Raw genomic sequence first — 19808 nt, forward strand, 5'->3', positions numbered from 1 at the left:
CGGCCGATGACAGACGGAGCGTTTTATTTTACGCCGTGACAAGGATCTCACATGGTCGAGACCTACGAGGCGGCGGGGTGGGACGAGGGCCTGGCTCGCGTGCGACAGGTGGGGCACGGGAACCGTGTCGTCGTTTCCAAAGTGGACGAGCCGGGTCTGCCCGAGTCGCTCGACCTCCGGTCGTCGAACTTCCCGTGGTCGATTCACAGCGGTGCGCTCCGGGTCTATCGGGAGGACAGCCCGGGCGAACACGTCCAGCTCAAGGAGTACCGGGATCGATGGGTGGTGTCGCTCGACCGCGTCAACCCGCACTACCAGCCGTTCGGGCACGCCCGCAACGACGTGCCTGCGGCGTCGCTGGTCTCGCTCCCGCTGTTCGCGGCCACCCAGTCGGTCCGGCTGGCGGGCGGGCTCTCGGCGGCGGCCATCGAGAAACAGGGATCACTGGTGAACGACGGACTCGTCCCGCTGGTCGGGAAGATCCTGATCTAGTGGTGCCGCCAGCTGTGACCGTCGGTCCCCGTTACCTCTTTTGCGGGCGGGTCCGTTCCATCGACCGTGCAGGTCGCACTGGTCACGGTCGGAGACGAGTTGCTCGCGGGGGATACGGTGAACACGAACGCCGCGTGGCTGGCCGAGCGCCTCGCCGAGCGTGGGGTGTCGGTGCGGCGCGTGCTGGTCGTGCCCGACGAGCGCACGGAGATCGCCGAACGCGTGCGGGCCTACAGTGAGGCCTACGACGCCGTCCTCGTCACCGGCGGACTCGGGGGGACGCCCGACGACGTGACGATGGCGGCCGTGGCCGACGCCTTCGACAGCGACCTCGCCGTCGACGAGTTGGCGCTGGCCGACGTGGAAGAGACCCTCGAAGCCATCGCCGGCGACTATCCCGACCTCGAAGTCGACGCGAGAGCCGAGGCGACGATTCCCGCGGGGAGTCGCCCCCTCATCAATCGCGGTGGACTGGCTCCCGGGTGTGTGATCGAGAACGTCTACGTCCTCCCGGGCATCCCCGACGAGATGAAGACGATGTTCGAGGACATCGAAGACGAGTTCGAGGGGGATTCGGTCTCGGAGTTCCTCTACACGGAGAAACCGGAGGCCAACCTCGTGGACGCGCTGACCGACGCGGGCGCGCAGTTCGACGTGACCGTCGGCTGTTACCCGGACCGGGACGCGGGGCACAATCGCCTGAAAGTGACCGGTGACGATCCCGACCAGGTCGACGCCGCGACGGCGTGGCTGGCCGCGGAAGTGGACGCGGGCGAGGAACCCCGCGACGAGGACGACTAATCGTCGTCGGCGACGACCGCTGGCCGCTCGGCGAATTCGACTGCCGTCCCGTCTTCGCGGCACTCCTCCAGGGCGTGTTTCGCGCCCATCCCAGCCGCCTGGGCGACGCCCGACTGCCCGACGCCGACCTTGAGGTCCACGTCGACGGCCTCGTTGACGTGGTCGATGGCGTCGCGGTAGTCAGCCGCGTCGAGGTCGGCACAGACTGCGATGACGTTGTCGCCACCGACGAAAAAGGACAGCGAGTCGTGGGCCTGGCGCATATACCGCATCAACTCGGCGTAGCCCTGCTCGATCCGGATGAACGTGTCGAACTCGTTGAGTTCGTCCGTGTACTTGCCTGTCGCGTCGTTCACGTCGAAGTGGGCGATCTGCACGTCCTCGTCCGTCCGATCTTCGTCGGCCAGCGTCTCACCGCGGAGGATCTCGCGGCGGGTCTCGTCCTGTGCGCTCCCGGCGTCCTGGAGGCGGTCGGAGGCCCGGCCCAGCGCGGCGACCGGCGAGGCGTCCACCGCGACGCTCACGCTCGCGGTGACCGGATAGCGGTTGCCGATGGACTCCTGGACCAGTGCGAGGTCCTCGACGTCTAACCCGTTGGTCACGGCGACCATGTTGTCGAATCGGCCGAAGAAGGCGTACCCCTGGCGGTTGCCGACGAGTTGTGACACGTCGGCGTACAGCCGCGACTGCATCGTCTGGAGGTCGACCTCACGGCGCGGCGTCGGCGTGACTGTCCAGGGCCCGTAGTTGTCGATCTGGATCAGCGTAACCTGCGTGTTTGTCACGACACCTGTCGTACGGGGTAGAGTAGTATTGTTCTTTGGAAGCCGGACGGACGACCGAAGGGAGTCCGTCGAACACGCGAGCGGTGACGACGGAGCCGCGAGCAGGGAGGCTCGACCGAGGTGTCCCCGCCCCGCCTCACTCTTCGCCCGTCCACTGGCCGAGCAGATCCAGCTGGTGGGTCACGTAGACGAGTTCACCGTTTGCGACCTGCTCGCGGCGTGTCCGGAGCCAGTCGTCGAGGCTGTCGTCGTCCAGCTTCGCGCCGCGGTCGCCCTCCCCGAGTGCGCCCTCGATGGTGTCCAGGATGTACCGCAGGAAGTACGCCTCGTCGTCCGGGTACCCGTTCTCGTCCGGGTAGACGACCCAGTCCGACCCCGCGACGCCAGCGACCGTCGCGCCGTGCAGGTCCCGGAGTCGCGCCAGCGCGTGGTGGCCCGCGCGGCTGTCGCCCCCCGGTTTCGTGTCCATGTGGCCGTGGTACGCGCGCTCGACGGCGTCGTCGGCCGGGTGGTCCGGTGTGAACCGCGTCCCGCCGTCGATGGTGATCGGGAAGTACCAGTAGCCGCCGGACGCGAGCCCCGACAGGAGTGTCGGCAGCGTCTCCAGGCCCATCACGTCGAGGACGGCCAGGCCGACCAGCAGATCCCACGACTGGTCGGTGTCGGCGACGAAGGCCTCGGCATCGGCGGTGACGGGCCGGACGGCGACGGTGCGCTCCGGCCAGACGAGGTCGATTCCGTCGTCGCGTTCGCTGGCCTCGACCGGTCGGTCGGCCGCCCAGTCCGCGAGGCGGCCGGGGATCGCCGCGGTGTTGTCGGGCTCCTGATCGACGGCGGTGTAGACCACGTCCCGGTCCCCGGGGAAGAGATCCCACTCGACGGCGCGTTCGATCATCGTCCCGATTCCGGCACCGACCTCCAGCACGCGGAACGGTCCCTCGTCGTCGGCCGCCGTCGCCAGGTTCATCCGGAGCTGTCGCCAGAGCCGGCGGTCCAGACTCCGGTCGTCGACGGACCGCTTGGCGTCGAGGTACCGCTGGAAGTCGTCGGCCGTCATGCGGCGACCCCTCCGCCGCCGGCCACTCCCTGCAGGAACTCCCGGACTCGCGCGGTCGTCTCGGACCAGCCGGGGTGGGCCTCGTATCGTTCGCGCGCCGCCTGCCCCATCCGCGCGAGGCGGTCGCGGTCACGGGCGAGCGCGCCCAGCACTCGCCCCACACCCTCTGGGTCGTCTGGCTCGACCAGCGCTCCCGTCTCACCTGGGGTCACGAAGTCCCGTGCCCCGCCTGCGGCCGACGCGACTGCCGGCAGGCCGAAGCTCATCCCCTCCAGATAGGCGATGCCGAACCCCTCGTGTCGCGCGGGGATCGCCAGGACGTGACTCCCTCGGAGCACGGTCGCGAGCTCGTCGTCCGCGAGCCGCCCGCGGAGGTCGATGCGGCCGCCGGCACCGCTGCGAGCGATCGCGTTCTCGACCGTCCGGACGTACGAGGGGTTCTCCGCCCGCCCGACGACCGTCAACTCCCAGGGTTCGTCGACCTCGGCAAGCCCGTCGACGAGCGTGTCCAGCCCCTTCCGGGGCTCGATATTGCCGACGAAGGCAACTCTCAGTGCCCCCTCGTGGGCCCGAGATTCGATGGTCGCGGTGCCGATGTCCGGATCGAAGCGGTCGCCGGCGGGCGGGGCGACGACCGTTCGACCCTTCGGCGGCCCGCCGGTCTCGGTCACGGTGCTCCGGGTCGCGGTGCTGTTACAGACGGCGGCGTCGACGCCGCCGAGATAGCGGCGCTCGACGGCCCGGTAGAGGCCGGCGAGGTGGCGGCCTTCGCTGGCTCGCAGGTGGTGGACGACGCTGACCACGGGGTAGGGCAGGTCGCGGTTCGCCCGGACGAGCGACGGGTGGGCGAGTTCGTCCTGGAGCATCACGTCCACGTCGACGGCGAGTCGGTCGCGCAGGGACGACGAGAGGTTGTCGAGCAGGCCACGGGCGTACCGGCGGCGCGGGAGTTCGATCACGTCGACGGTGTCGCCGGCGTCGCGGAGCGCCTCGACGAGTCGGCGGTCGTACCGGAACCCGCCCGACTGGTCGTCGAGACTCCCGTACAGCGTCAGGCCGACGCGCATGGGACGGATGCCTCGTACGCCGCGTGTGCCTGGTCGTCTTCCCAGATCGTCACGGTCAGTTCGGTCACCGTGTCGTCGGTCACCTTCTCGGTCACCCGCTCCCAGACCGCCCGGGCGAACCGCTCGACGCTGGGGTTATGTCCCTCGAACTCCGGCAGGTCGTTCAGCATCGCGTCGGCGTAGCGACTCTGGAGTCCATCCAGCGCCGCTTCCACGTCGTCGATGTCGACGAGGTAGTCGAACTCGTTCAGTTCCGGTCCCCTGAACGTGAGTTCGACCTCGTAGCGGTGGGAGTGTGGCTCCCCCTCGGGGCCCGCGTTCGGTACAGTGAGAAAGTGCTGTGCGATAAACGACTCCAGCACCGTGACTGTGTACATACCAGTTCCTGTGCCCGTCGCCACCTAAGTCTCCCGCCGCTGGTGTAAGGCCTCGCGGCTCGGTCCGCTCGCGCATCCGTCGGCTCGCGGCTCCGTCGTCACCGCTCGCTCGTCCGGAGATACTCGCTCCGCTCGCATCTCCCGGTCACTGATACGTCAACACGACACCCAACGCGCGCTCGGGCGCGTCGTCGAGCAGTTCGTAGGCGTCTTCGGCCCGCTCGACGGGGAACTCGTGGCTGAACAGCGCCGACACGTCGAGTTCGGCCAGGAGGTCACGGACCAGCGAGAGCCGGCGTTCCTTGTCCCAGCGGCCGCTGTGGTCCGGATCGATGCGGCTGACCTGACTGCTCTGGACCCGGACGTGACTCCGGTGGAACTCCCCGCCGAGGTGCAGCGTCGCCGGCTTGTCGCCGTACCACGAGCCGACGATCACCTGCCCGGCGTAGCCAGTCGCGTCGATGGCGTCGTCGAGCGCGTCCGGGTTGCCCGAGAGCTCGAAAGTCAGGTCCGCGCCGTCGACGTGGTCGCTCGCCACCGCATCGCCGAGCGCGCCGGCGTCGGCCACGGCCGCGTCCGCGCCGAGTCGCTCCGAGAGTTCTCGCCGCCGCTCGTAGGGGTCGACGGTCACCAGTTCACCCAGCGGGAACTCCGCGAGGACGGCGGTCGTCAGCAGGCCGACGATTCCCTGGCCGAAGACGGCGACCCGGTCACCGACGCGTGGCCGGCCGTCCATCACGAAGTTGACGGCGGCCTCGGCGTTGGCCAACAGCGTCGCCCGCTCGGCGGGCTGGTCGACCGGGATCAGTTCCGAGGGCGTCGCGAGGAAGTGACTCTCGTGGGGATGGAACGCAAACACGCGGCGGCCTTCCCAGTCGGCGTCGACGTTCGCGCCGGTCGCGGTCACGCGGCCGACGGCCGCGTAGCCGTACTGGAGTGGGTACGAGAGGGTCCCGTCCAGCGCGTCGATGGTCTCGTCGATCTCGACGCCGGCCGGCGCTTCGTCCCGGTAGAGCAACAGTTCGGTCCCGGGGCTGATGGCCGAGCGTTCCGTCCGAACGCGCACCTGGTCGGGTCCGGGGTCCGGGACCGGGCGTTCGCGAACCGTCACTTCACGCGGTCCGGTGAAGTAGAGCGAGCGTGCAGCCACGGTCGATCACGCCCGGGTTCGGCGTCGGTCGTCGCTGATCCGATTTGCGATCTCGGTCCGAAACGTCGACGCGGGCTGAATCGCCATGGCATCGCCAAGGGCTGTAACCGATAAAACCTGTGTGTGGCGGAAATTCTCCACGAATCCCTCGCTCGGCCGCCGGGTTCGGCTGTCGGTCACCCTTCGCGCCGGTACAGCACCACCAGCACCACGATGAAGGCGACCTGGACGGCCTTGTCCAGGTAGCCGATCGGCGAGAAGTCGGGTGCGTTGACCAGATACCAGGCGACGATCTGGACGGCGGTGAAGGGGACGCCGATGGCGTAGACCAGTCGCCGGCGGTAGTCGACCGCGACCAGCGCCGCGCCCGCGAAGAACCCGACGCCGGCCAGCAGGAAGCTGATCCCCACGGGCGAGGAGACGAACTGCACGCCGAGCCAGATGTGCAACACGCCGGTGATCGCCGCGAGGCCGAACGCGACCCAGTGGAGCGGCGACAGCGATGCCGTGTCGACCGTGCGTCCGCCCGCGGCTGTCTCTGTCATATCCCTAGTGGGAACGCGAGTGGCTTCAATTTTGGCCGCCGATCCGGCCGTGAATTTATGCCGTTCAATCCCTGTATAGGTCTGTGAACTGCCTGTTCGTGGGTGCGGGGGCCGTCGCCGACCGGTACGCGGCCGGGCTCGCGGACGGCCCGCTCACCCTGGCGGGCGTCTGTGACACCGACGCCGACCGCGCCGAGGCGCTGGCCGCCAGCCACGAGGCCGCCGCGTACGTCGACATCGACGACGCACTCGCCGCCTGCGGAGCCCCGGTGGTCGTGAACCTCACGAGTCACGGCGCACACGCGACCGTGACGCGGCGCGCGCTGGCCGCCGACCGCCACGTCTACAGCGAGAAACCCCTCGCGCTCGACGCCGACACCGCCACGGATCTGCTCGCGCTGGCCGCCGACCGCGACCGCGCGCTGGGCTGTGCGCCGGTCGCACCGCGATGCCCGGCCCAGCGACTCGCCGGCCGCGCCGTCGCCGACGGCCGACTCGGTCGGGTCGGGCTGGGCTACGCCTACGCGCACGTCGGGCGGGTCACCGAGTGGCACCAGAGTCCGGATGGCTTCCTGTCGGTCGGACCGCTGTACGACGGCGCGGTCTACCCGCTCACCGTGCTCGTCGCGCTCTTTGGCCCCGTCGAACGGGTCCGGGCCGCCGACGCGCTGGACGTGTGGCCGGCCCGCGAGGCCGCGACTCCCGAGGCCCCGACCCACGTCGAGGCGACCCTGGAGTTCGCCTCGGGGCCGGTCGTCCGCCTGACGGCGAGTTTCTACGCGCCCCACCGGAGCCGGGAGTTCTACGGCGTCGAACTCCACGGCGACGACGGCTCCCTGCGGCTCCGGGACGCCGGCACGCTCGACGCCGCGGTCGATTCGGTCTCGTTCGGCCGCCAGGGCCGGGAGTACACCCCCATGCCGGCCCAACAGCCGACCCGCGCCGGCACCTACCTCGACGGCGTCGAACGGCTCGCGGCCGCCGTGGCCGACGGGCGACGACCCCGTGCGACCGCCCGCCGCGGCGCACACGTCGTCGCGATCTGTGATGCCGTCGAACGCGTCGCGGCGGGGGCCGATCCTGCCCCGGTCCCCGACTTCGGCACGGCGGCGGATCGACCGGCGAAACCGTCCGTTCGTCCGCGCCAGGACGGCCCCCGCTCGCCGTTCGAGGACGACCGCTCGCTCCGCCTCCCGCCCATCGGCTTCGGCTGTTCGCGCTACCGCGGCGACGAGTACGTGGGTCGGGTCGAGTCCATCGCGACGGCGCTGGACGCCGGCTACCGGTTGCTCGACACCGCCGAACTGTACGGCAACGAACACCGGATCGGCGACCTGCTGGCCGCGCCCGGGACGCCCGACCGGGATTCCCTGTTTCTGTTCGGGAAGGTCTGGAACACGAACCACGGCCACGTCGCAGAGGCGTGTGCCGGGAGCCGCGCGGAACTCGGGATCGAGACCTTCGACTGCTACGCGTTGCACTGGCCCGACTCGTGGGCGTATCAGGGGCCGCTTGAACGACTCGCCGAGAAACCGGTCCCCGAGCAGGAAGCCATCGCCTTCCCCGAGGACGAGACGGGGGAGATCGAGACGGTGGAGCTGTCGCTCGCCGACTCCTGGGCCAATCTGGAGACGGTCCACGACCGGGGCTGGGCGCGGACGCTCGGGCTCTGTAACGTCACCCGCGAGCAAGTCGAGGCCGTCCTGGAGGCTGGCTCGGTGAAACCCGCGGTCGTGCAGGTCGAGCGCCATCCCTACCAGCCCCGGACGGAACTCGTGGAGTTCTGCCACGAACGGGGCATCCGCGTGATCGCTCACTCGCCGCTGTCGGCTCCCGGCCTCCTCGACGAACCGGTCCTCGACGAGATCGCGGCCGACCGGGGGCTCTCGCCCGCCGCGGTCGTCATCGCGTGGAACGTGACCGAGGGGGTCGTCCCGATCCCGTCGAGCAACGACGAAGCCCACGTCGTCGCCAACCTCGCGGCGGCGGGGGAGCGACTGGACCCAGAGGCGCGGGCCCGGATCGCGACGCTCGAAGATCCGGAGTTCTCACGATGAGCGGGACCGAACGCGCACGTCTCACTCGGCGACGGCGGCGGTGGCTGTTCCTCGGGTCTGGGACCGTGCTGGTGCCGACGGCCGGCGCGGCCGCGCTCGCACGGCTGGTCGATCCGGCCGGGGCGGCCGCCTGGGCGCTCGTCGTGATCCCCATCGTCGGCTTCGAGGCCTGGTTCTACCACTCCCGGCGTGATCGGGTGTCGACCGCGGGGCCGGCCCTGCGGGTCGCCGACGCCGTCACGCTAGTCCGGGGGTGGCTCTACGCCGCCGTCGCCGGCTTCGCCGTCCTGTCGCCGACGGCGCTGGTCGCCTGGCTCCCGGGGCTCTGTTACGGCACCGGTGTCGCTCTCGACTGGCTCGACGGCCGGATCGCCCGCCGGACGAGCGGGGGGACGCGGCTGGGCGAACGGCTCGACATGGCGTTCGACACGCTGGGCTTTCTCGTCGCCCCGGTCGTCGCCGTCGTCTGGGGACGGCTCCCGGTCTGGTACCTGTCGCTGTCGGCGGCCCGGTACCTGTTCAAGGCCGGGCGAGGGCTCCGGCGCGTTCGCGGCCAGCCGGTCCACGAGTTACCCCCCAGCGAGCGCCGCCGGCAACTGTCGGGGCTGCAGATGGTGTTCGTCACCGTCGCGCTGGTCCCGCTCGTTCCGGCTGGCCCACTCGCGGTTCTCGCCGCCGTGGTGCTGGCCCCGTCGCTGGCGCTGTTCGCCCGGGACTACCTGGTCGTGGCCGGCTACCTGTCGCAGGCGGCGGAACAGTGATACTCGCCCCGTCCCAACCCCGGCCCGAACTGCACAGCCATGATGGCACCGACACACGTCGTGGTCGGACTCGCGCTCGGGGCTGCCGTCGCGACTGTCGAGCCGTCGCTGGGGACCGCCGCCGCGATCGGTGGCGCAATCGGCGGTGCCGCGCCCGACGTGGACCTGTTCGTCGGCCAGCACCGTCGGACGCTGCACGCGCCCGCGCTCCTGTTCGTCCCCGCGGCGCTGGCCGCCGGCCTCGCGCTGGCCGCACCGACGCCGCTCGCGGTCGCGGTCGCGGTCGCGTTCCTCGCGGCGGCCGTCCACTCCGCCAGCGACGCCCTGGGGGCCGGCGAGGAACTGCGCCCCTGGGAGCGGACCAACCCGAACGCCGTCTACTGCCACGCCGCCGGCCGGTGGTTGCGCGCTCGGTACGTCGTCCCCTACGACGGCGCACCGCGTGACTTCCTGGTCACGGCCGCGTTCGCGGTGCCGGTCGTCCTCGTCTTTTCCGGGCCGATCCGCTGGCTGACGCTGGCGCTCGTCGCCGGTGCCGGCGTCTACACCGCCCTGCGCAAGCGGCTCCCGAAGTACTTCGAGCCCATCGTCGAGTGAGGGCGTCGCCACCAGTGGCGATTTGGGACTGCCGGTCGTACCGAATACTATGAGCGACAGCGACCCCGACCCGCTGATCCGCCGGGCCGCAGAGATCGACTACGAGACCGTCGACGCCGCCGAAGGCGTCGAGAAGGGCGTCCTGATAACCGAAGATCACGGTGCGCCGAACTTCGCGATCCGGCGGTTCACCATCGCGCCGGGCGGTGAGATTCCGGAACATACCAACGAGATCGAACACGAGCAGTACGTCCTGCAGGGGGAGTACACCGTCGGGATCGACGGCGAGGCGTACGCGGTCTCCGCGGGCGATTCGCTGTTGATCCCCGCCGGCGTCGTCCACTGGTATCGCAACGACGGCGACGAGACGGGTGCGTTCGTCTGTGCGGTGCCCAACGGCGACGACGAGATCGAACTCGTGGACTGACCGGACCTGTTCGGGTTCCGAGCGACTGAAATACCTCACCCGAGTATCGGGACCTGTGTCACGGCAGGTCGCGCAGGTCGATACGCTGTTCCTCCACGAGTCCGGCGACGACTACCGGGTGGTCGTCGAGCGGGACGGCCAGCGGCTGTTCCAGGCCGTCCTCGAACTCAAGGAGACCGACGCCGGCCCGCGCCCGGGGCGGTTCCGGATCAAGGAGGGAACCAGCGAAGAACCGCGCAGCCCCGACGAATTCGTCGACATCGCGCGCCGGGCCTCGCGCATCCGCATCTCACAGCAGACCTCTCAAACTGGCCGCCAGCGATTGCTGGCGATGCTCGACGGCTATCAACTGGACGCGAAGGTCGTCCGAACCTGTCGGTTCTGCGCCCGGGACGGCCGCTACTCGCCGATCACGAGTGAGACGGCCATCGAGGCCGACGACGAGGCGATCTGTCCCGACTGCGCGAAAGAAGAACTCGACCGGCAGGTGACGATGCAGGGGTCGATGAGCGCCAGCGCCCGCGAGCGCCTCGAAGAACTCCTGCTGGAGGTGCAAGACCTCGACCGCATCACCAATCTACTGGAGGGCCGACTCGACCCCGACCTGACCAAGTTCGACGAGATCAGCGCGACGCTCGACGACGTGGAGCCCGTCCCCGTCGACTCGCTTTCCCTGCACCCGGGCATCCAGTCGAAACTCGAAGGGCGGTTCGACGACCTGCTCCCGGTCCAGAGTCTGGCCGTCGAGAACGACGTGCTGAACGGGCGGGACCAACTCGTGGTCAGCGCCACTGCGACCGGGAAGACCCTGATCGGCGAGATGGCCGGTCTCGACCGCGTTCTCAACGGGGAGGGCAAGATGCTGTTTCTCGTCCCGCTCGTCGCGCTGGCCAACCAGAAACACGAGTCCTTCGAGGAACGGTACGGCGATATCGCCGACGTGACGATCCGGGTGGGTGCCAGCCGCATCAACGACGACGGCAACCGCTTCTCCCCCGAGGCCGACATCATCGTCGGGACATACGAAGGCATCGACCACGCGCTCCGGACCGGGAAGGATCTGGGCGACATCGGCACCGTCGTCATCGACGAGGTCCACACGCTGGGCGAGGAAGAGCGGGGCCACCGACTGGACGGCCTGATCTCGCGGCTGAAGTATTACACTGAAACACATCAGAGCGCGGCCGACACCCAGTACATCTACCTCTCGGCGACGGTGGGCAACCCCGGTCAGCTGGCCGAGAAGCTCCGCGCCCAGTTGATCGAGTTCGAGGAGCGACCGGTCCCCATCGAACGGCACCTCACGTTCGCGGACGGGCGCGAGAAACTCGACGTGGAGGACAAACTGGTCAAGCGAGCCTTCGACCAGGAGTCCTCGAAGGGGTATCGCGGCCAGACGATCATCTTCACCAACTCCCGGCGACGCTGTCACGAAATCTCCCGGAAACTGCAGTACGACTCCGCGCCCTATCACGCGGGGCTGGACTACAAACGCCGCAAAAAGGTCGAGGGACAGTTCGCCGACCAGGAGCTCGCGGCGGTCGTGACGACCGCGGCGCTGGCGGCTGGGGTCGACTTCCCGGCCTCGCAGGTGATCTTCGACTCGCTGGCCATGGGGATCGAGTGGCTCACCGTCCAGGAGTTCGAGCAGATGCTCGGCCGGGCGGGTCGGCCGGACTACCACGACGAGGGGACGGTGTATATGCTGGTCGAACCCGACGGCGTCTACCACAACAGCATGGAGATGACCGAGGACGAGGTGGCGTTCAAGCTCCTGAAAGGCGACATGGAGCCGGTCATCACCCGCTACGACGAGAGCGCCGCGGTCGAGGAGACCCTGGCGAACGTCACGGTCGCGGGGAAGGGAGCAAAGCGGCTCAACGACCGGATGGTCGGGGAAGTGCCGACGAAACACGCGCTGGGGAAACTCCTGGAGTACGAGTTCATCGACGGGCTCTCCCCGACACCGCTGGGGCGGGCGGTGACCCGGCACTTCCTCGCGCCCGATCAGGCCTTCCTGATGCTCGACGGGATTCGGAAGGGGAACGATCCGGCCAAAATCGTCGCGGATCTGGAGTTGCGCGACGAGGAGTGACGGGTCCGCTGCCGGACGTGTTTCGGTCCCCCGTAACACATATTCGCGCCGCGACCGGACAGCGGAGTATGGGGCTTTTCGACTCCGTCCGCGGACTCGTCTCGGGGGACGACGAGCCGGGGGACGACGACGCGGCCGCGCCCGAGCGCCGGGACCCGACGCCGACGACGTTCCGGAACAAGGCCGCCGACGCCGTCGCCGACTGGGACGCCCAGGAATTGGACTACTCGCTCGACTCGCTCTCCAGACTCGACGACTTCGCCGACAAGCAGGGCGCGAAACTCGACGTGATGCACGACGAGGGCGACGACACCGTCGCCGACCTTCACACCCGCTACACCATCCAGGCCGGGAGCTACCTCGGTGAGGTACTCGTCCGCCAGCGCGACGGCGAGTGGGTAGAAGACGGCGAGCGCTGGGCCGTCTCGCTGGAGTACGAGGGCGACCGCGCCACCGTCGACGTGTTCGAGCTGGCGGGCCACTCCTTCGCGGAGGAACCGGTCTTCGGCGAGGTTGCCGACCGGTTCACCGAGGACGACGACCAGGCCGAGGACTCGGGACCCGCTCCCGTCGACACGAGCGACATCGAGTCCCACGCCGAGGAACTCGCCGCGTACTGGGACGGCTACGACCTGAACTTCGCGCCGCGCTCGCTGGCTCGACTGGACGAACTCGCCGACAGCGAGTGGGACGACGACCGCTTCCGTGACGCGGAACTCGGCGGCGAGGACATGGACTCGGGGATGTACACGGAACTGGTCAAGCAACTCGGCAGCTACTACGGCGAGACGCTGATCCGAAGCCTCGACGCCGAGTGGACCCGCCGGGACGACGACATCGTCGTTGCCGTCGAAGGTAATACCAGTGCACCGCCGGTCCCCGTTCCGGTCTTCTCGGTCGCCGCTGACTCGCTGTCCGGGCCGTCGGTGTTCGCCACGCGGTTCAACGAGCTGACCGACCGGGTGAACCTGGAAGTCCCGGCGGTAGCGACAACCGCGGGCGTGACACCCAGCGCCGAGACCCCCGCCGCCACGAACCGAGAGGACGAGGACCTGACCGCGGTGCAACCCGACAGCGAGACCGACGACGAGGCCGATGTCGATACCGAACCGGCGACGCCGGCGACCGCTGCCGACGCCGAGACCACCGACGACCCGGCAGACACGGCTCAGGCGGTCGATGCGGAGGCCGACGCGCAGTCGGTCGACGGCGGTGTGGTGGCCGAGACGGATACGGAGCCGACCGGCGACGATCCTGACGACGGAGACGACACCGATGCGCTGGCCGCGTCGGTGGTCGATGGAGCGGACGACACGGCTACCGAAGACGGTGCAGACAGGGTGACGGAACCCGGACCCACCGGAACCGATGCCGCCGATGACGGCGGCGTCGACGCGGAAACGGACAGGGTGGCCGACACCGCCGATGCCGAGGCCGCCGACGAAGCGACCGATGCCGAGCCCACGGTCGACCCAGAGGGGAAGTCCCCGCTCGAAACCGCCATCGCAGAGACGGTCGCGGCGGGGCTAGTCGACCGTCCGGACGAAGATGGGGAGGGAGACGAGACGGCGACGACCGCGGCCGCGACTGATTCCGACGGACCCGACGCCGCCGAGACGATGGCGACGACAGACGCGCAACCGGCCGACGGCGGTCCGGGATCCGACGACGAGGATTCCGCGGCGGCCACGCCTGACGCCGGAGCCGGCGGGTCGGACCCGGATGGGGACGCCGAACGCGAGGCCCTCGCCGCGGAGATCAGCGACAGCGGGCCGGCCGAGTCGGGGCCGACGCTGCCGACGCCGGCGGAGTTACACGACAACGCCGAGGCGTTCGCGGCGACGTACCCGGGCTACGATCTCGACTTCTCGCCGGACTCGCTGGAGCGGCTGGACCGCCTCGTCACCGAGGAGTACGACGCGGCGACGTTCGCGGACTTCGACCTCGACGATCCGGACTCGCAGTTCCAGATCGACCGCGTGACCGAGGTCGGCGGCTACTTCGCGCTGGTGATCGAGGGAACTGTCGGCGGGGAGTGGCAGCACGGCGAGGCGGGACTGCAGTTCGTCGTCGAGGGGGCAAACGGCGTCGCGCGGCTGGACCCGCTCGGGGTCGCCGCGGGGTGTTTCCGGGGCGACGATTCGTTCGCCGCGACCTACGCGGCCATCCGGGATCGGCTGGGTACGTGAGGCGGTCGGATCGTCGGCTTATTCGAGGTGGTGGTAGTCGAGTTCGTAGCCCTCGTCGAGCGCTCGCTGGACCCGCTCGCTGGGCGTCCCCGGCGTTCGGGTCGACAGCCGGAGGTCGTCGCCGTCCAGGCTGACGAGGACGTTCCGCCGCCAGTCCGAGTCGACCTCCGGGTAGTCGGTCCGGTAGTGTGCGCCCCGCGATTCCGTCCGGCGGGCGGCGGCCCCGAGGACCGCGTCGGCGAGCGTGAGCATGAAGCCCAGGTCGACGGCGAACTCGAAGGGACGACCGGTGCGGTCGCCCACGACGCCGACGTGGCGAGCTCGCTCGCGCAGGTCGGCCAGGGCCGCACGGCCGTCGGCGAGCGAGGGCCCGTCCCGGCGGATGCCGGCGTACTCCCAGAGCAACTCGCCCAGTTCCTCGATCAGGGCCCGGGGGTCTTCGTCGCCGTCGGCGGCCGCGAGCGCGGCCAGGCGGTCGAACTCCCGTTCGGCGGTCGCCCGCACCCGTTCGGGCAGGCGGTCGACGCGTCGGGGCGCGTATTCGGTCGCGACGTGATCGCCGACGATCTTTCCCAGGGCGACGGTCTCGGCCAGCGAGTTGCCGCCGAGTCGGTTGGCACCGTGGACGCCGGCGGTGGTCTCGCCCACCGCGTACAGCCGGTCGACGTTCGTCTCGCCGGTCCTGAAGTCGACGTCGACACCGCCCATCGTGTAGTGGGCCGTCGGGGCGATTTCGACCGGTTCCGCGGCCAGGTCGACGCCCAGCGACTGGAACCGCTCGTACATCCGGGGCAGGCGCTCTTGCAGGAACGACCGGTCGCGGTGGCTGATGTCGAGGTAGACGCCGCCGTTGTCCGTGCCGCGGCCGGCGTCGACCTCCGCCTGGATGGCGCGAGCCACCACGTCGCGGGCGTCCAGTTCCATCTGGTCCGGCGAGTACCGCTCCATGAATCGGTCGCCGTTCGCGTTGTAGAGGCGGCCGCCCTCGCCGCGGACCGCTTCCGTCACGAGGCGACCGTTCCAGTCGTCGTCCCACTCGTCGTCCGCGACCATACCGGTCGGGTGGAACTGGACGAACTCCACGTCGAGCAGGTTCGCGCCGGCCTCCAGTGCCAGCGCCGGTCCGTCGCCCGTGTTCTCGTCCTCGCGGGAGGAGTGGCGCGACCACAGCGCCGAGAACCCGCCAGCCGCGAGGACGACGTGACTCGCCCGGAACAGGATCGCCTGGCCGTCCTCCATGTCGTAGCCGGCCGCGCCGTAGACGCGGTCGCCGTCCGACAGGAGTTTCGTGACCATGACGTTCTCCCGGTAGGGGATCTCCAGTTCCTGGGCTCGCCCGACCAGCGTGTCGAGCATGGCTTCGCCCGTCCGGTCGCCGACGAAGCAGGTCCGTCTGAACGACTGCGCGCCGAAGTACCGCTGGTCGATCTCTCCGTCCGGCGTCCGGGCGAACTCCGTCCCCCACTCGTCGAGTTCGCGGATCCGGTCGGGCATCGCCCGCGTCACCGTCTCGACGGCGGTCGGATCGTTGAGGTGGTGGCCCTCGTCGATGGTGTCGGCCGCGTGGATCGCCCAGTCGTCCTCGGGATCGAGACTCCCGAGCGCGGCGTTGATCCCGCCGGCGGCCCACACCGTGTGTGCGTCACCGTGGTCGCGCTTCCCGATCACGAGCGATTCGATCCCGTGGTCCGCCAGCGCGATGGCCGCCCGCGCGCCCGCTGCCCCCGCCCCGATTACCAGCACCGGGACCGTGACCTCCTCGTAGTCCCCGCGCTCGCCCTCGGACGCGTCGGTCTCGACCGGTGTGATAGTAGTCATAATTCGTATGGTTTCCTCGATATATGCTAGGGGCTCTGCGCTCAAGTATGCACCGTCGAAACCCTAATGAGTGTGCACGAGAGGGCGCTAAAGGCCGGAATCGGGTAGATTCACCGACCGAATTTCGAGGCCGGATAGAACGGTAAAGAAACTTATTATTTGGACGGCACTCCCGCTCGTCGACATCCTCTGGTTTTTCAAACCTCGCCCGAGAGAGGTCAGGCGTGGCACTCGCGCCGATCACGCCTGGGATGGTGTTCGTCTTCGCGCTGATCTTCGTCGCGCTGGTCATGTTCGCGACGGAGCCGGTGCCCATCGACATCACCGCGATCGGCGTGATGGTCGCGCTCTTGCTCGTCGAACCGCTCTCGGTGCTCGCCGCCGATCTCGGCCTGCTGGCCGATCCGCTGATCGTCCTCAGCGATCCCGAACGCGGTATCTCGGCCGTCGAACGCGGTATCTCGGGCTTTGCGAATCCGGCGACGATCACCGTGCTGGCGATGTTCATCCTGAGCGCCGGCGTCCAGCGGACGGGCATCATCCAGATCGCCGGCCGCAAGATCGCCGCGATCACCCGCGACAGCGAGGCCCGCCAGCTCGGGGCCACCATCGGCTTCGTCAGCCCCATCTCGGGCTTTATCAACAACACCGCTGCGGTCGCGATCCTGTTGCCGATGGTGACCGACCTGGCCCACGAGGGGAAGACCTCGCCCTCGAAACTCCTCCTCCCGCTGTCCTACGCCTCGATGTTCGGCGGGATGCTCACGTTGATCGGGACCTCGACGAACATCCTGGCCTCGGAGATCGCGGGGCGGCTGGGCGAGCGGTACCCGACGCTGGACCTGCACACGTTCTCGATGTTCGAGTTCACCGAACTCGGGTTGGTGTTGACCGTCGTCGGCGCGGCCTACCTCATGACCGCCGGCCGGTGGCTCACGCCCGCCCGGATCAAGCCCGACGAGGACCTCACCGAGGAGTTCGAGATGGGAGAGTACCTCACGGAAGTCGTCGTCCGGGAGGACTCACCGGTCGTCGGCCGGACGGTCCGGGGGGCCATGGGGGAGTTCGACTTCGACGTGGACCTGATCCAGTTGATCCGCGACGACGAGGTCTTCCTCGAACCGCTCGGGCAGAAGACCATCCGGGCCGGCGACGTGTTCGCGATCCGGACCGACCGGGACACGCTCGTGGAGGTCAGCGACGCCGAGGGGTTCGACCTGCTCCCCGAAGTCGACGTGGACGAGGCCGAACTGGAGGCCGCGAACGAGCGCCAGAACCTCGTCGAAGTCGTCGTCGCGCCCGGTGCAGGGCTGGTCGGCGAGACACTCGCGAGTTCGGAGTTTCGCCAGCAGTTCGACGCGACAGTCCTCGCGCTCCGGCGTGGCGGCGAGGTGTTCCGGAAACGGATGGACCACGTGTCGCTGCGTGTCGGCGACACACTGCTCGTGCAGGGGTCGCCGGAGTCGCTGAAGCGACTCGACCGGGACCGCAACTTCATCGTCGCCGGCGAGATCGAACGCCCCGACTTCCGGGAGTCGAAGATTCCCGTCGCGCTGGGGATCGTCGCCGCCGTCGTCGGCCTCGCCGCTATCGGCCTCCTGCCTATCGTCACGGCCGCGCTCGCGGGGTCACTAGCGATGGTCGCGACGGGCTGTCTGCGCCCGCCCGAGGTGTACGAGGCCGTCCAGTGGGACGTGATCTTCCTGCTGGCCGGCGTCATCCCGCTGGGCATCGCCATGGAACAGACCGGCGGCGCTGACCTGATCGCCGATCTGGTCGTCCTCGCCGCGGCGTCGCTCCCCCCGATCGCCGTGCTGGGCCTGATGTACGTCGTCACCGCCCTGCTGACGAACGTCATCAGCAACAACGCCAGCGTCGTCCTCATGGTCCCCGTCGCGGTGACCGTCGCCATCGAACTGGGTGCCTCGGCCTTCTCGTTCGTCCTCGCGGTCACCTTCGCCGCCTCGACCGCCTTCATGACCCCCGTCGGCTACCAGACCAACCTCTTCGTCTACGGTCCCGGCGGCTACCGCTTTACCGACTACATCCGCGTCGGCGGCCCACTACAGGTGATCTTCGCCGTCGCCACGACGCTCGGGATCGCCTTCTTCTTCGGGCTCTAGCCGAGCTGGACGGAGCAGTCCCGCAACGAAACGCTTACCTCTCGCCGTCGGCGATTGGTACCTACGGGATCGTGGGGTAGCTTGGTAACCTTTGGCGTTTGGGACGCCATACCCCCGGTTCAAATCCGGGCGATCCCACTTTCGTCGCTCTCAATCGACGAGGCTCTGATTTTAATCCTCGCCGTCACAGACTACGGATTCCAGTTCGGCGAACAGCGTTGGATGATTCTGTCGAAGAATCTCTATATCTCGGGGCAATTCCTCACTGATTCGCCGCCGAACTCGTGAGATCGATTCGTGACGCCGCTGTTCGTTCTCCACTTCGCCAGCGATGCGTTTACGCTCGGTTTCTGTCAGTAACGCACGCGACATTTCCTGAGTGATTTTCTCGGATCGTAATAGACGACGGGGTTGCAACATTACGCAACTTTATAAATAGCGGCGAACGATTGGTTACTGAGGGGATATCAAATGCAGACGCACCTACGGGGTGATGCGACTGAAGCTACAGTCATTGCCGAACTGAAACGCCGTGCGATTCCAGTTTCCAAGCCAGTCGGTGATAACGAACGATACGATGTACTGGTTGAAACACCGGAAAACCGGATTCTCAGGGTGCAAATCAAAACTGGTCGGCTAACTGACGGCAAAATCGACTTTCACACCCGTTCACAGCACACCAATTCGACGGGGAATTCGTACGAGAAGTACGACGGTGACGTGGACTACTTCTTCGTCTACACCCCGGAACTGGAGACGATTCACGTCGTCGGTGAGTGGGAGTTCGATTCTTCGATGAAACTCAGAGTCGAGGAACCGGAGCAGGTTCACCATACGATCAACTGGGCCGAGGAGTACGAGTTCGACGAGCGATGGCCGCCGCAATCGGACGACTGTAACCGCGCGATGCGAAGCCAAATCGTCGATACGGTCGCCGCCGAGCTGAAAAGACACGAACTCTCGGTCGCTCGTTCACTGAACCTCGACGGGTGTGATATAATCGTCGAATCGGACGGTAAGCAGTTCCAGCGGATTACTGTTACACCCGGTTGGCTGAGAGATGGATGTGTGACGTTCGATCCCGGTTCCACAGACAGGGAACGTTTAGACTGGTTTGTGGTGTATGCAGCCGAACTCAAGACCTGCTATCTCGTTTCTTCGGATGAGTTCGACAAGTCAATCTCGCTCCGTGTCGATGACGACGTGCAGAATCGCCCTCAAATCAACTGGGCCGAGGAGTACGAACTCGGTTCTCGTGTTGACCAACTCACCTGATCTCTCTCGCTATTTCGGTCATTCCGAGGATGGCCTCGACCTGTTGTCGTCCCTGTGGGTGCTGGCGACTTTCCCGATCCCGATGTACAACTCCAGTACCGTCATCGCCGGGATATCCAGCGGGACGCCAGCCGCTTCCAGTTCTTTCCCCTTTCGAGACTGTGGCGTCGAGGCTCGGCCGGCGCGAGTCAA

17 protein-coding genes and 1 tRNA gene are annotated in these 19808 nt (G+C 68.2%); 11 read left to right on the plus strand and 7 right to left on the minus strand.

The features are described 5' to 3' along the window. Window positions 1-51: 51 nt before the first annotated feature. A complete protein-coding gene (locus BMX17_RS06160) occupies window positions 52-492 on the plus strand; it encodes a hypothetical protein (RefSeq protein ID WP_092658608.1) in 441 nt (146 codons plus the stop codon). Window positions 493-558: 66 nt separating this feature from the next. Further along, on the plus strand, window positions 559-1293 hold the full coding sequence (locus tag BMX17_RS06165; RefSeq protein ID WP_092658609.1) for a competence/damage-inducible protein A: 735 nt from the start codon (window positions 559-561) through the stop codon (window positions 1291-1293). Here BMX17_RS06165 and BMX17_RS06170 read toward each other — a convergent pair. The 6 genes from BMX17_RS06170 to BMX17_RS06195 form a co-directional block, all read right to left on the minus strand. Continuing rightward, complete coding sequence (locus BMX17_RS06170) at window positions 1290-2078, minus strand: GTP cyclohydrolase III (RefSeq protein WP_092658610.1); 789 nt, start codon at window positions 2076-2078, stop codon at window positions 1290-1292. The two genes, BMX17_RS06165 and BMX17_RS06170, sit on opposite strands and share 4 nt — an antisense overlap. Before the next feature lie 136 nt (window positions 2079-2214). Further along, window positions 2215-3135 (minus strand): hypothetical protein, encoded by a 921-nt coding sequence (locus tag BMX17_RS06175; protein ID WP_092658611.1) that lies wholly within the window; start codon window positions 3133-3135, stop codon window positions 2215-2217. Next, entirely contained in the window at window positions 3132-4202 is a 1071-nt protein-coding gene (locus BMX17_RS06180; RefSeq protein ID WP_092658612.1) for a glycosyltransferase family 4 protein, read from the minus strand. Before BMX17_RS06180 ends, BMX17_RS06175 begins: the two co-directional genes overlap by 4 nt. Next, window positions 4187-4579, minus strand: a complete 393-nt coding sequence (locus BMX17_RS06185; RefSeq protein ID WP_092658613.1) for a 6-pyruvoyl trahydropterin synthase family protein — start codon at window positions 4577-4579, stop codon at window positions 4187-4189. Before BMX17_RS06185 ends, BMX17_RS06180 begins: the two co-directional genes overlap by 16 nt. Before the next feature lie 145 nt (window positions 4580-4724). Beyond that, window positions 4725-5729: a zinc-binding dehydrogenase gene (locus BMX17_RS06190; RefSeq protein WP_092658614.1), complete on the minus strand. Its 1005-nt coding sequence runs from the start codon at window positions 5727-5729 to the stop codon at window positions 4725-4727. A 176-nt stretch (window positions 5730-5905) separates the two neighbouring features. Continuing rightward, a complete protein-coding gene (locus tag BMX17_RS06195) occupies window positions 5906-6274 on the minus strand; it encodes a DUF7475 family protein (RefSeq protein WP_092658615.1) in 369 nt (122 codons plus the stop codon). 83 nt (window positions 6275-6357) lie between these two features. Here BMX17_RS06195 and BMX17_RS06200 point away from each other — a divergent pair, with 83 nt between their 5' ends. The 6 genes from BMX17_RS06200 (at window position 6358) to BMX17_RS06225 (ending at window position 14400) form a co-directional block, all read left to right on the plus strand. Beyond that, on the plus strand, window positions 6358-8331 hold the full coding sequence (locus tag BMX17_RS06200; protein ID WP_092658616.1) for an aldo/keto reductase: 1974 nt from the start codon (window positions 6358-6360) through the stop codon (window positions 8329-8331). Then, window positions 8328-9092: a CDP-alcohol phosphatidyltransferase family protein gene (locus BMX17_RS06205; protein ID WP_092658617.1), complete on the plus strand. Its 765-nt coding sequence runs from the start codon at window positions 8328-8330 to the stop codon at window positions 9090-9092. Before BMX17_RS06200 ends, BMX17_RS06205 begins: the two co-directional genes overlap by 4 nt. A gap of 39 nt (window positions 9093-9131) precedes the next feature. After that, window positions 9132-9689 carry a metal-dependent hydrolase gene (locus BMX17_RS06210; protein WP_092658618.1) on the plus strand — a complete coding sequence of 186 codons (558 nt, stop codon included), beginning with the start codon at window positions 9132-9134 and terminating at the stop codon, window positions 9687-9689. A gap of 49 nt (window positions 9690-9738) precedes the next feature. After that, window positions 9739-10116: a cupin domain-containing protein gene (locus tag BMX17_RS06215; protein ID WP_092658619.1), complete on the plus strand. Its 378-nt coding sequence runs from the start codon at window positions 9739-9741 to the stop codon at window positions 10114-10116. A gap of 55 nt (window positions 10117-10171) precedes the next feature. After that, window positions 10172-12211 carry a DEAD/DEAH box helicase gene (locus tag BMX17_RS06220; RefSeq protein ID WP_092658620.1) on the plus strand — a complete coding sequence of 680 codons (2040 nt, stop codon included), beginning with the start codon at window positions 10172-10174 and terminating at the stop codon, window positions 12209-12211. 68 nt (window positions 12212-12279) lie between these two features. Further along, window positions 12280-14400 (plus strand): ICP22 family protein, encoded by a 2121-nt coding sequence (locus BMX17_RS06225; protein WP_092658621.1) that lies wholly within the window; start codon window positions 12280-12282, stop codon window positions 14398-14400. A gap of 18 nt (window positions 14401-14418) precedes the next feature. Here BMX17_RS06225 and BMX17_RS06230 read toward each other — a convergent pair whose 3' ends face one another. Next, window positions 14419-16218, minus strand: a complete 1800-nt coding sequence (locus BMX17_RS06230) for an L-aspartate oxidase (RefSeq protein ID WP_092658622.1) — start codon at window positions 16216-16218, stop codon at window positions 14419-14421. Between the two features lie 251 nt (window positions 16219-16469). On the opposite strand from BMX17_RS06230, the gene BMX17_RS06235 reads away from it, so the two are divergent. The 3 genes from BMX17_RS06235 to BMX17_RS06250 all read left to right on the plus strand — a co-directional run bounded on the left by BMX17_RS06235 (window position 16470) and on the right by BMX17_RS06250 (window position 19616). Continuing rightward, window positions 16470-18341, plus strand: a complete 1872-nt coding sequence (locus BMX17_RS06235; protein WP_092658757.1) for an SLC13 family permease — start codon at window positions 16470-16472, stop codon at window positions 18339-18341. Between the two features lie 65 nt (window positions 18342-18406). Further along, window positions 18407-18479, plus strand: a tRNA-Pro gene (locus tag BMX17_RS06240). Between the two features lie 333 nt (window positions 18480-18812). Continuing rightward, window positions 18813-19616, plus strand: a complete 804-nt coding sequence (locus tag BMX17_RS06250; protein WP_092658624.1) for a group I intron-associated PD-(D/E)XK endonuclease — start codon at window positions 18813-18815, stop codon at window positions 19614-19616. Window positions 19617-19808 lie beyond the last annotated feature (192 nt).

The sequence above is a fragment of the Halorientalis persicus genome (genome assembly GCF_900110215.1).
In the GTDB taxonomy this organism is placed as follows: Archaea; Halobacteriota; Halobacteria; order Halobacteriales; family Haloarculaceae; genus Halorientalis; species Halorientalis persica.

Excerpts from the sequence above, each read along its gene's own strand:
- BMX17_RS06160 (WP_092658608.1), top strand. The coding sequence starts at position 52 with ATGGTCGAGACCTACGAGGCGGCGGGGTGGGACGAGGGCCTGGCTCGC.
- BMX17_RS06175 (WP_092658611.1), bottom strand. The coding sequence starts at position 3,135 with ATGACGGCCGACGACTTCCAGCGGTACCTCGACGCCAAGCGGTCCGTC.
- BMX17_RS06180 (WP_092658612.1), bottom strand. The coding sequence starts at position 4,202 with ATGCGCGTCGGCCTGACGCTGTACGGGAGTCTCGACGACCAGTCGGGC.
- BMX17_RS06185 (WP_092658613.1), bottom strand. The coding sequence starts at position 4,579 with ATGTACACAGTCACGGTGCTGGAGTCGTTTATCGCACAGCACTTTCTC.
- BMX17_RS06195 (WP_092658615.1), bottom strand. The coding sequence starts at position 6,274 with ATGACAGAGACAGCCGCGGGCGGACGCACGGTCGACACGGCATCGCTG.
- BMX17_RS06205 (WP_092658617.1), top strand. The coding sequence starts at position 8,328 with ATGAGCGGGACCGAACGCGCACGTCTCACTCGGCGACGGCGGCGGTGG.
- BMX17_RS06210 (WP_092658618.1), top strand. The coding sequence starts at position 9,132 with ATGATGGCACCGACACACGTCGTGGTCGGACTCGCGCTCGGGGCTGCC.
- BMX17_RS06215 (WP_092658619.1), top strand. The coding sequence starts at position 9,739 with ATGAGCGACAGCGACCCCGACCCGCTGATCCGCCGGGCCGCAGAGATC.
- BMX17_RS06225 (WP_092658621.1), top strand. The coding sequence starts at position 12,280 with ATGGGGCTTTTCGACTCCGTCCGCGGACTCGTCTCGGGGGACGACGAG.
- BMX17_RS06230 (WP_092658622.1), bottom strand. The coding sequence starts at position 16,218 with ATGACTACTATCACACCGGTCGAGACCGACGCGTCCGAGGGCGAGCGC.
- BMX17_RS06235 (WP_092658757.1), top strand. The coding sequence starts at position 16,470 with ATGGTGTTCGTCTTCGCGCTGATCTTCGTCGCGCTGGTCATGTTCGCG.
- BMX17_RS06250 (WP_092658624.1), top strand. The coding sequence starts at position 18,813 with ATGCAGACGCACCTACGGGGTGATGCGACTGAAGCTACAGTCATTGCC.